The organism is Nitrosomonas cryotolerans ATCC 49181 (genome assembly GCF_900143275.1).
Lineage (GTDB): Bacteria > Pseudomonadota > Gammaproteobacteria > Burkholderiales > Nitrosomonadaceae > Nitrosomonas > Nitrosomonas cryotolerans.
This window is the reverse complement of record NZ_FSRO01000001.1, coordinates 257,058-268,047: the sequence shown is the minus strand read 5'-3', so window position 1 is coordinate 268,047 and position 10,990 is coordinate 257,058. Positions and strand designations below refer to the sequence as shown.

The following is a 10,990-nucleotide window of genomic DNA, read 5'->3' as shown; positions in this document are numbered from 1 at the left end:
ATGACTTCGGTGAGTTCCGGTTGCTGACGACATGGCTGCATTGTTCGCTTGGCAGGCGAGCTGGGCACATCCTGCCCTTAGCATATTAAATCAGGGTAAGCGAATAGCTCGGATTATTTCATAACAGACTATCGGTTTAATCTAATTGCACCGGTAAAAGGGCTGTTTCAGAAAAATATTTTCAAATAATCTGAGCTATCATTATCAGAAGCCTGAAAAGTAAAAATTTTAATTTTCAAGTATTTTAAAACAATCTCTTGCTATCTTATTTTATATCACCGCAGGTTTTCATCCTGTTGGCATGAAAGATTGTCTAAATGAATAGATAACGCTATGCTGACGAATCATTTTAATTTTATATCAGCACAAGGACACTATGGCCCAAAACGAACAGAAACAGGCGGCTGCGCAAGCCGCAATTCAACATATTCCCGTCGGTTGTATCGTTGGCGTCGGAACCGGTTCTACCGCCAACTATTTTATCGACGAATTAGCTAAAATCAAGCATAAAATCGAAGGTGCCATCGCCAGTTCCGATGCTACCGCACAACGCCTCAAGCATCATGGTATCGAAGTGCTTGATCTAAATAATATTAACGACCTGCCTGTATACGTGGATGGTGCGGATGAAATCACGGAACACCTGCACATGATCAAGGGAGGTGGAGGTGCGCTCACCAGGGAAAAAATCGTGGCGGCCATTGCAAGAAAATTTATTTGTATTGCCGATCAAAGCAAGCTCGTCAACATACTCGGCAATTTTCCCCTGCCGATAGAGGTGATTCCGATGGCACGCAGTTATGTTGCGCGCGAAATTGCACTCATCGGCGGACAACCCGCGTTACGTCAAGGATTTACCACCGACAATGGCAACGTTATTCTAGATATTCATGGCTTACAAATCATGAACCCCGTTGAACTGGAAGCGACGCTGAACCAGATAACAGGTGTTGTCACAAACGGACTTTTCGCAAAACGCGGTGCCAATACTTTGTTGCTGGGCACCGACAGCGGCGTCCGGACAATAACCATTTGATCTACAGAATGTCAGTACGTTGAACATTTCTGAATAGACTGTTAACACTTTTAACCAATCGAAAGGCAGGTTATGGTACACAAAGAACATATTTCCAAACAATTCGATGCTGATCTCGAAGAGGTTCGTACACGGGTATTGCAGATGGGTGGCTTTGTAGAAGAGCAAATCGAGCACGCCATTGAGGCACTCACCAATGGCAATGAAAAATTGATTGAACAAGTGATCGCTTATGATCACCGGGTGAATGCGATGGAAGTCGCCATTGATGAAATCTGTAATCAGATTATTGCCCGCAGGCAACCGACCGCCGGTGATTTACGCATGATTATGATGGTAATTAAAACGATTACAGATCTGGAGCGTATTGGTGACGAAGCTGAGAAAATTGCCCGCATGGCTCGATTGATATACGCTGCGGATCGTATGCACATGCCCCGTTTTATCGAGATCAAACACGTCGCCTGTATTGCCATGGATATGGTACACAAGGCATTGGATTCGTTTGCCCGTCTGGATTTAAATACGGCGGCTCAAATTGTTCGTCAGGACGAACTGGTTGACGAAGAATTTCGTTCCATTATGCGTCAGTTGATCACTTTTATGATGGAAGATCCGCGCAAAATCTCTACTTCAATAGAAATCCTGTTCATTGCCAAAGCAATTGAGCGGATCGGTGATCATGCCAAAAATATGTCTGAATATGTCGTCTACATGGTCAAGGGCAAAGATGTACGCCATGTTACCGCTGATGAAATTGAACGCGAGATACGCGAATAAAAACTATTTCTCCATTGACACCTGCCCATTCGACTTGAAACGGCATAATCTGCCGCTTCCAGCGTTAATTAATAGCGTGCACAGCATCAGTAAACCGAGTATTGCGCTTACTTTAAAGACTGGAAGCTCTTTTCTTCCAGCCAGACAGACCGTTATAATGACTTGAGCTCGATCAGTTTCTTACTCTAAATAACCATGCGCAAATACTCCATGCTTGCAGCTGTTGATCTTGGCTCTAATAGCTTCCACCTGCAAGTCGCACGAGTCGTTGATAAACAGATTTATCCACTGGATAGCTTACGTGAAATGGTGCGGCTTGCCGGCGGGTTTAACGATACAGACAAGAAACTGGACGAGGATTCTCAAATGCGGGCACTGAATTGCTTGCAGCGTTTTGGAGAACGCCTGCGTGACTTTCCCGCCCATACCGTACGCGTCGTAGGCACAAATTCCTTACGTATCGCTGAGAACGCACCCGCTTTCTTGAAAAGGGCAGAAGCCGCATTAGGTTTTCCTATAGAAATTATTTCGGGACGCGAGGAAGCCCGCCTAATCTATCTGGGTGTTGCACACAGTCTCCCCGTTTCCGACCATAACCGATTGGTTATCGATATCGGTGGGGGATCGTCCGAATTTATTATTGGCAATCGCCTGCAGCCCAACAAGCTAGAGAGTCTTTATATCGGTTGTGTCAGTCACAGCCAACGTTTCTTTCCGGATGGCAAGATCAGCAAAGCTGCCATGAAACAGGCGGAATTGGCAGCACGAACAGAGATACAGGCTATTGCTGCCGAATTCTCGGCGGATCAATGGCAAGAAGTTATTGGTTCATCAGGAACCGCACGAACACTGGGACAGGTTCTAAAACTGAACCATTTTTGCAAGCAGGATGATAGTGACGATATTACGCCTGCAGGACTTGAAAAATTTCGTGACTATTTGCTCAAAACCGGTGACAGTAAGAAGCTTTCCATTGCCGGTCTTCAGGCTAACCGTAAAGCGGTCATCGCAGGCGGATTTGCCATCATGTCTGCGGTCTTCTCGGAGCTGGGCATTCAGCGTATGTCACAGACAACCGGCGCACTACGTCAGGGTGTACTTTATGATATGCTGGGCCGTTTTCATAATGAAGATATGCGTGAAATCACGGTGCAACAGTTCATGCAACGCTATCGGATCGACACCGCTCAGTCTATACGTATTGAATCATTATCCGGCCTACTCGGAAAACAGCTATTAGCTGCCCATACCGACCAGTCAGAAGACTTACTAAGAATCCTGTCATGGGCAGCCAGACTTCATGAAATCGGTATTTCTATCGCACATTCCGGCTACCATAAACATACTGCCTACATTCTCGCTAATGCCGATATGCCCGGTTTTTCCAAAATGGAACAAACCAACCTCAGTCAACTCGTCCTGGCTCATCGCGGCTCTCTTGGCAAAGTCAGCGAATTTGTGGCTAATCCGCTCAATGCGTTATTACTCATGGCATTGCGTTTAGCCGTACTCTTTCACCGCAGTCGCAGCAACATCTTATTGCCACCATTGGATGTCACTGCAGAAAAGGCAACCTGTACGCTTTACATCGCGCGGGCATGGTTAAAACAAAATCCATTAACCAGAACCCTGTTGCACACTGAAACAGAAGAATGGCGCCGATTCAATTTCAAATTACAGATTAAAAGTAAAAAAGACACCTGAAACAACACTGAGGACTTGTGGGAAATGCCCATTCAACAAATGGCTAGAACTGAATAAAACAGAATACAACCGATTGATTTAAACATGAATCAATGAATTGCTGCATTATCGGTTCCAGCAACTCGCCACATCACCACCAGCCCCTTGTAGTCCCGTGCTCGTCAAAGTCAATGTGCCGCAGCTATCTCCAGCCATTGAACCCACAGGAATGGCTTGCAGCGTAAAAGTATTATTATTTACTGCCTGCAAAGAAAGGTTGTACTGAACCGTGCCCGTTCTCGGCGAGCGGAGCAGGGGTATGACTACGGCCACATCATCCCCTGTATTCGCAATCCCGTCGACACCCACCGTCGCATCATATTGATTATTTTCTGTGTAGAATTGCTCCATAAATTGCGCGTTTTCATAGAGCATGGTTTTAACCAGGGCTCTATTTGATTGCCGGATATAATCTTGATAAGAAGGCAGCGCAACCGTTGCCAGAATGCCAATAACAGCAATGGCCACCATCAATTCAATCAGGGAAAACCCGCCGCATTCATTTAAACTGCTATTCGCTTTCATTTTCATGCCTCTCTCAAAGATATCATCATTCCATTCGTTCCATTCATATCACGCCTGTTCAGGACAACAGCACAGTGATTCGGCCCCTGAACAATCGAATGCTTACTGAATCAGTTCCTGCCACACAATACGACTTTGTGGTTCAGCGGGACCTTTGGTTGCGGGCGTTTTTACCAGTTCGCCATCCGCTCTGGAGGATAACAACCAGTCCTGTGTCTGCCCCCTGACGCGCGTCACCCCACCCACCGAAAAACCAATTTCCACGCCCGCTGACAAAGCATCATCAAAGGCGATGATTCGGTTCCCGTTGGTATCAAAGGCAGGGATAGAGAGCATACTGCCCGTCAGGAAATCCACTGTATTCACAAACCCTCTGCCACCAAAATCACAGGGTGAGATGGACGGAATAATCGTCGTAAAGGTGTAAAGGTTATTTTCGATCGCAGGGACACCCGTCAGTCTTTCGCCACTGATAGGCAAATCCAGATACCAGCCCTTTATGGTTGCAGAATAAGCAACCGAATTTTGCGTAGCGGTTCGGATCGATGCATCCGTCATGACTTGTTGAACCAGCGCCCCAGTTGCAATGGTTGCCGTTGTATTGTTATCCCATATACCATAAACAGACTGCCCATCCTTATTCGTTGTATCCGCTGTTTCAAGGTATTTGCCGGTACCAAACAGAATCAACTGCCCCCCCTTTGGATGCAGACTCACAACCGGGGGAGAAATAATGGGTTTTTGGGAACCGGATACGAATAAAGGTGCGCCTGCTACCGCCACATTCCAGCTGGCGGGCGTTGTCGAGCTGACATCAAATTTCCATAAATTTCCCCGAATATCCCCGGCATAAATCACATCAACTAAACCATTCGCATTGCTATCAAATGGAGTCGGTGTGGAAAGTCCATTCCCTGTACCCGTATCAGCAACCAAACGAATATAATCCGTACCCACTGTCCAGGTGCCGTCTTCACCCCCGCTGATAAATAATATATACAGCACGGCCTTACCAGCGACACTGTTATAGCCATTACCGACAATCACTGCCCACTGGCCATTCTCCATTCTCACAATCTGCTGGGCCTGGCCATTCAGGGCAATGGTCGGTAAATTGTGGCTATACCCCATGTCACCGTCATCCGCATCCGTAAATTCCCACAACACAATACTCGCCGCGTTGGCATTGGTAAAATTAGCCGGGTTCGTCACATCCAGCGCATAATAACCCTGACCACCTCCATTGAGCCCCCCCACCAGCACAGTTTTCCAGCTCGGCGTGGTGCCGATATGCGCATCCGCAACCATCAGAGAACCATCTACAAAATAACGATGATTGTCATGATAATCCTGATTACTTAGGCGATTCAGATTGGCATACACGCCACCGGGCACGTAAGCGATGAGTTCCTTGCCCGCATCGGCTGCAATACAACCGGGTGTAACCCCCACTATGCAGGCATTAAAGCCATGCAGCATGCCATCATTTGCCCCCACATAAACCACCGGGGTTCTATTCTTATAATTGTTTACAAATGCAGCATAACCGGCGTGATCAACATCAGAGTATCCAGCGCCGGGTTTATCGACATAAAAGGGGGCGCCATTGACAATATCACCCAACAGGCTGGTAGTACGTTTGCGGAATTTATTGATTATCGTCGTGCTCACACAGAGCAATGTTCCTGTGCCTCCCTCTCCGCTGGCACTTCCCCGCAAATAAGCCACTCGTTCCAGACCACAAGTGTCAAGCAGGCCGGCATTGTTTTTATCCAGAGATGCTTTTTGCGTCGCACTCAGCTTCAGATACTGGAAGGGCACCCCATCACTGTTGCCCTTGGTTATGATAACCCGGGAATCAGGCGAAACAGTTGTCGGCGCAAGCGAAACGGTGCCTGCATTCCATTCCGCCGTGCCAGATACGCCAGCAGTATTAATCGGAATCGATAATAACTGTCCGCTCCAGTCACCGCTATTAAACTTAGTCTGATAGATGCGACTATGGGCCATCAGTGAACCGGCATTCACTGCCACGGCAGCAGCCGATCCGGTACGCGCAACAATAGTGGACAAGCTGTTAGACAAGGCATCGGCAAATGTCACCGGATCAGCTGCACTAAAAAATTTACCGCGGCTATTGATGGCTGCATGCCACAAATCATCAATTTTTGCGGCCTCACTACTCATCGTATCAGGCCACGTCTCCGTTCCTGATGGCGGTGTAACCAGCGTACCCTGAACACCCAGCCCGACCGTAAAATTAACCATATGTTGCCAAAAAGCAGGATTGCCTGAACTCGTCGGAACCTTATTAAGCAGATCCGGCCGTAGATCATTCTTCCAATAGAGCATGGCCACATCTGCCAGCGTACCGGGATTGGGATCGGAGTAAGGCAGTACTGGCGTATAGGTATAATTCGGCGGGATCGCCGGAGAAGCATGATTGGTAATGGTCATACCTACCTCACTATCCTCATTATCCGCATTCTCCGCCCCACCACCAATCCTGCCACCAACCCCGCCGGTCCAGTAACCATCGGTCATCAGAATATGATAGTTCTGGCGACATTCATGCTGCTCCCCGCCCTTATCACCCGGCGTATCGCTCCACGGACCTTTGTCATCGGTCCGCTGAAAATATTGCCCGACATCATCCATCGCCGCGCGTAACGGGGTATTCGCTTTGGGAATAGGATGGCTATAGAGATTGGTAAAGAATTCGGTTCTGCCGGCGCCGATGAACGGTCGCACGCCACTGATCAGCGTCTTCGTTCGCACACCATCGACTATACTGTTCCCTTGATTGATAGCCGCAAAACCTACCCGCATAGTATTGCCCTGGGTGGCAAAGGCGCGGCCAATGCCTGCCCGGGACAGTAAGACACGTGAACGATAATAGGTATACCAGTTTGCGAAATTCTGAATTTCTTCTATATAGGTACAAGTCGGCGCAGCAATGCAATCTGTCCGGCCCGGTCCGCCCGTGTAAAAAAGCTTGGGCAGCCGAATCTCTACCTGCGTATAGTTAGCGGCCGCATACACATTGCCCCCATTATCCTTATATTTAAAATATACGGCTGGATAAAAAGTCTTTGATTCGGAAGACGACAAACTCCCGTTGCTCTTTAGCCATTCAGCCGCCTGTTTATTCTCTACTATGAGATTACGACAGCCGGCACCGGTATTCATTGGATTGTGCGGTGCGCAGGTAGGATTCACTGCCGGCATCAACGACCCGTCCGCATTGCTCCACGGCTGATACCTGACGGTCGGATTATAATAAACCTTGTTGACCTGGCTGGAGCGCAGAGAAGCAGCGTACCCGCTACCCGGGTCATTAACCATAAATGCAACGACTTTATTGTCGAAATCCGATGAATTGTTATACACACTTTCCGCACGAGGGAATACAAAACGCACCCCATTAGGAGCCAGCCCCTCCGGCATGATTTCTTGTTGCATTGAGCCGGAGTCATCCAGCGTGAACACGACGTTTGGCGTGATGCTGCCGCCTAGAAAAAGAGGGCCGTTCGAAAGCGGTAACGCCGCATCGACAGACCAGGATAAAATACAGGACAAATAAAAAACCCATTCTATCCCGACAGAAAAAGGCCGTTTCTCTTTCATCATGCTCGTATCCCGTTTAATAATCTCACCATCAGGGTTTGAATACTTCTTGTAACCAAACGGTCGTGCCGGGTTTGGCACCTTGCCCGCGCACAGTAATCCGGTAGTAGTACTGTATGACACTACCCGGTCGTATTTTCCGAATACCCTCAATTAAATAAGTCGGTGCAGGCACGCCTGCCGGCAAGGCAGGCGCTGTATAGGTCACAACATTATTCACACTAAATGTATTTCCCACGTGATAGCTGATCGGGCAATCCGGTGTGCAATAAGTCGTCCAGACGGGGACCGTGGGCGCGTCGACCCCTTCACCGTAATAACAAAGCCCATTCGTGCAGGTTGCATCAAAACCTGTCACGCCAACTATAAGGGGCGGGACGGCCGGATTATTATTTCGGATATACTGCTCGGCATAACGCAATCCCATTTCTGCCGCCTGCAATGCCAGATGGCGATCCCGTAAATTACCGGACATACGTTCTTCTATGCTGGCCGTCTTGACTGCGCTGACCCCTAACAATGTCAGGATAAGCAAAAAAATCAGGCCGGTAACAAAAACAATACCCGATTGTTTTTGTCGTAAAGACGGATTCCTGTTCATGGGATAGTATTCACACGATTACGCAGGTTATAGGTCGCGCTAAAAGCCTGTCGCAGTCGCCTATCTGCCGGCACCGCTACAGCCGTGCTGTTACAGCCCAGATAATAACCAGCAGCAACAACCCCCATTTTCTCCGAACGAATCAGTATGCAAATCCGTGCGGTAACAACCTGATCCCAATTGGCAGGCACAGCAACATATTGATTCGCCGATTGGTCACCCGTCGTATCAATGCCATAAAGCACTTGTAAATCCTCTACATTGTTCAGTAGCACCTGACCACTGCTCGATGGGCCAGGCGCGGGTGGCGTTACGGCAATGGTACCGGCACACTGCAATTCAGCATTGGCTGCATCCAGGTTAAAGTGATTCTGAATAATGGTACCGGCCGCAATCACCACAGTCCCTTCACAATCCCGACTACCGATGATGCCGTCATATTGCACTGTCAGCGTATCAGCCGCACCGCCAGCACCATTCGTGCCATTAATCGCCGTACCGGAAAAAGCCATCTTGTCTCCGATAAAGGGGATATCAGCAAAACCGGCCTGCTTGATGCTCCGCCCAAGGATTTCCAGTGCAAAACGACCACTTTCCTGTATGCGCGCACCATCTTCCTGTACACGAAATGCCTGACGACTACTGACAAAGACCGTGCCAATCAAGAGCAGTAATACCAGACTAATGGTCATCGCGAGCATAAGCTCCACCAAGGTGAAACCATTTTGCATCCGACCTCTTCTTTCCCTAGCATCTAAAAGAGGGGTTGTTCGGCTGATTCTCGAATCGGGTCTAATCATGGCGAGAATCTACTTGAAAAACAACGCCTGTCGGCGGGAGTACCGCTCGGACAGGCAGGGTCTGTAACGCCATTCATTTCTTTTTCGACCCACATTACAGTCACCAAAAATCCCCCCGCCAGATTTCCCACAACCGTTCCCACACCATCAGGCAGCAGGATGCCATTGGCCGCATTCCATTGTGCATGATCATAAACAGCCATTTGCGCAGCACTACAGTTAGTTGCAATGCAATCATTACTGGCCGGAATGCCTGTCGCGAGTGCATCATAATGGCCCGCGCTGACTCCCACCAGATTCGCGCGCATCCGATCAGCCATATCATGTGTCTGTTGCGTGGCGATCCCTCGATAATGCGCAATATTATTGCTGCGCATACCCGTCAGAATCAAATTGGCCATCCCCAGCAAACCAAAAGACAGTACCAGAATCGTAACCAATACCTCCAACAGGCTGAAGCCCGCGTTCCGGGTCTGCTGTCTGTCATAAGACGGGCGCTTCATGAACACACTCCCGTTCCAGTCTCCGCGCGTAATCGACCTTGATTATTGATGATCAAAACTTTGGAATAAGTCGCGCCACGACTATCACACAAAGAAAAGGTGTCATTAAAACCCAGCGAAAAACCACTCGCGGCAAAGGTAACCCGGGTACGCACCCCCGATATCAATTGGTTATCCCCAGTCAGCGGGGCACCCACTTGAATCACTTCCTCACCGGTATCCACCACACCATCACCATCCTCATCAGCAAATACAATCCAGCCATTAGACCAGTTTGTTCCACCCGTACAAGCTACCCCATCTGTACTGGGACAGATCGTGGCAGAGCGGCCTCTTTTAACCGCTTCGCCTTTCGTCAGCATAACGGCAGAGGTAAAATGATTGCTCTGGGTTAGTAAGCGAGTGTCTTGAACAAATACCTGATAGCTTGGCAACGCAACGGTCAACAGAATACCAGCCACACTCAACGCAACCATTAACTCAACCATTGTGAATCCCTGATTCGCAACACGGCGCATGACTCTTTACCCTCGATGCTCAAACAATTAAACGTGTACAAGGTAACGGTTAGAATCAGGATTAGCTTTAATCCTTCTTTACCAGATTGCCCGCCAGGCGGGTCATATTCAGAGGGAACTTGATAGGCGACCAGCAGCGCATACCTGGTATTGAGATACCGGATGGTCGATCAAACAGGGGGTGTTCTATCGAATCTAATGGCGCGGCAGAAACAGACGGTATCTACAGTAGTTTCACAAGGTAGAAATAGAGATAATGTTCATATGCGTTACGCTTTATGAGCAACTGGCGATTTTAACAACGCGCGCTCGGCCGCTGCCGCTCAATATAACCTCACGTCCGATACCGGCAGCAGCCGGTGCCGGCGGACACAGTGTGAAGGTACCCGCTTGAAAAGAACCACCGACGAGCCGGGTCATCCCCTGTGAATCATAAGAGACATAACTATCGATCTGGCTGTTTCCCGTCAGACGATGGCCGAGGGCGAATGCGGGCATCTTATGTATAATCAAATCTCCGCTATCTCTATTCGCATCATTATCCAAATCAGCAAATACGATCCAGCCCTGACTCCAATCCCCTATATTGGTACAAGCCAACCCGTCTGAGCTTTTACACAGCACCACGCGACGATTCCGTTTAATTGCTTCTGATCTTGCCAGCGCCAGATCGGAAAAAATTGAATTCGCATAATGACTCAATCGGCTATTGACTGAGAACTGGCTCAGCGCAGGTACGCCCACGGCTAATAAAATAGCCAGGATAGACAAAGCCACCAGTAATTCAATCAAAGTCACTCCACGCTCAGAAGAAACCTGTTTATCGATGTCGATCATCACTATTTTTACTGATCACA

10 protein-coding genes are annotated in these 10,990 nt (G+C 48.5%); 3 read left to right on the top strand and 7 right to left on the bottom strand.

Going from position 1 to position 10,990, the window contains the following annotated elements:
- Positions 1 to 376: 376 nt before the first annotated feature.
- From rpiA to ppx, 3 genes are all read left to right on the top strand, one after another.
- Positions 377 to 1,036, top strand: a complete 660-nt coding sequence (gene rpiA / locus BUQ89_RS01140) for a ribose-5-phosphate isomerase RpiA (protein WP_028461730.1) — start codon at positions 377 to 379, stop codon at positions 1,034 to 1,036.
- 72 nt (positions 1,037 to 1,108) lie between these two features.
- Positions 1,109 to 1,816, top strand: a complete 708-nt coding sequence (gene phoU / locus BUQ89_RS01135) for a phosphate signaling complex protein PhoU (protein ID WP_028461729.1) — start codon at positions 1,109 to 1,111, stop codon at positions 1,814 to 1,816.
- Between the two features lie 195 nt (positions 1,817 to 2,011).
- Positions 2,012 to 3,520 carry an exopolyphosphatase gene (ppx, locus tag BUQ89_RS01130; protein WP_028461728.1) on the top strand — a complete coding sequence of 503 codons (1,509 nt, stop codon included), beginning with the start codon at positions 2,012 to 2,014 and terminating at the stop codon, positions 3,518 to 3,520.
- Positions 3,521 to 3,625: 105 nt separating this feature from the next.
- On the opposite strand, the gene BUQ89_RS01125 is transcribed toward ppx, so the two are convergent.
- The 7 genes from BUQ89_RS01125 to BUQ89_RS01095 all read right to left on the bottom strand — a co-directional run bounded on the left by BUQ89_RS01125 (position 3,626) and on the right by BUQ89_RS01095 (position 10,970).
- Positions 3,626 to 4,084, bottom strand: coding sequence for a type IV pilin protein (locus BUQ89_RS01125; RefSeq protein ID WP_028461727.1), 459 nt, complete (start codon positions 4,082 to 4,084; stop codon positions 3,626 to 3,628).
- 102 nt (positions 4,085 to 4,186) lie between these two features.
- A complete protein-coding gene (locus tag BUQ89_RS01120) occupies positions 4,187 to 7,714 on the bottom strand; it encodes a pilus assembly protein (protein ID WP_028461726.1) in 3,528 nt (1,175 codons plus the stop codon).
- A 28-nt stretch (positions 7,715 to 7,742) separates the two neighbouring features.
- Positions 7,743 to 8,312 carry a pilus assembly PilX family protein gene (locus BUQ89_RS01115; RefSeq protein WP_028461725.1) on the bottom strand — a complete coding sequence of 190 codons (570 nt, stop codon included), beginning with the start codon at positions 8,310 to 8,312 and terminating at the stop codon, positions 7,743 to 7,745.
- Positions 8,309 to 9,043: a PilW family protein gene (locus BUQ89_RS01110; RefSeq protein WP_028461724.1), complete on the bottom strand. Its 735-nt coding sequence runs from the start codon at positions 9,041 to 9,043 to the stop codon at positions 8,309 to 8,311. Before BUQ89_RS01110 ends, BUQ89_RS01115 begins: the two co-directional genes overlap by 4 nt.
- A 65-nt stretch (positions 9,044 to 9,108) precedes the next feature.
- On the bottom strand, positions 9,109 to 9,615 hold the full coding sequence (gene pilV, locus BUQ89_RS01105; RefSeq protein WP_028461723.1) for a type IV pilus modification protein PilV: 507 nt from the start codon (positions 9,613 to 9,615) through the stop codon (positions 9,109 to 9,111).
- On the bottom strand, positions 9,612 to 10,133 hold the full coding sequence (locus tag BUQ89_RS01100; RefSeq protein ID WP_028461722.1) for a GspH/FimT family pseudopilin: 522 nt from the start codon (positions 10,131 to 10,133) through the stop codon (positions 9,612 to 9,614). Before BUQ89_RS01100 ends, pilV begins: the two co-directional genes overlap by 4 nt.
- A 276-nt stretch (positions 10,134 to 10,409) precedes the next feature.
- Positions 10,410 to 10,970, bottom strand: a complete 561-nt coding sequence (locus BUQ89_RS01095) for a GspH/FimT family pseudopilin (protein WP_036573187.1) — start codon at positions 10,968 to 10,970, stop codon at positions 10,410 to 10,412.
- Positions 10,971 to 10,990: the final 20 nt, after the last annotated feature.

Excerpts from the sequence above, each read along its gene's own strand:
- rpiA (WP_028461730.1), top strand. The coding sequence starts at position 377 with ATGGCCCAAAACGAACAGAAACAGGCGGCTGCGCAAGCCGCAATTCAA.
- phoU (WP_028461729.1), top strand. The coding sequence starts at position 1,109 with ATGGTACACAAAGAACATATTTCCAAACAATTCGATGCTGATCTCGAA.
- ppx (WP_028461728.1), top strand. The coding sequence starts at position 2,012 with ATGCGCAAATACTCCATGCTTGCAGCTGTTGATCTTGGCTCTAATAGC.
- BUQ89_RS01125 (WP_028461727.1), bottom strand. The coding sequence starts at position 4,084 with ATGAAAGCGAATAGCAGTTTAAATGAATGCGGCGGGTTTTCCCTGATT.
- BUQ89_RS01120 (WP_028461726.1), bottom strand. The coding sequence starts at position 7,714 with ATGATGAAAGAGAAACGGCCTTTTTCTGTCGGGATAGAATGGGTTTTT.
- BUQ89_RS01115 (WP_028461725.1), bottom strand. The coding sequence starts at position 8,312 with ATGAACAGGAATCCGTCTTTACGACAAAAACAATCGGGTATTGTTTTT.
- BUQ89_RS01110 (WP_028461724.1), bottom strand. The coding sequence starts at position 9,043 with ATGCAAAATGGTTTCACCTTGGTGGAGCTTATGCTCGCGATGACCATT.
- pilV (WP_028461723.1), bottom strand. The coding sequence starts at position 9,615 with ATGAAGCGCCCGTCTTATGACAGACAGCAGACCCGGAACGCGGGCTTC.
- BUQ89_RS01100 (WP_028461722.1), bottom strand. The coding sequence starts at position 10,133 with ATGCGCCGTGTTGCGAATCAGGGATTCACAATGGTTGAGTTAATGGTT.
- BUQ89_RS01095 (WP_036573187.1), bottom strand. The coding sequence starts at position 10,970 with ATGATCGACATCGATAAACAGGTTTCTTCTGAGCGTGGAGTGACTTTG.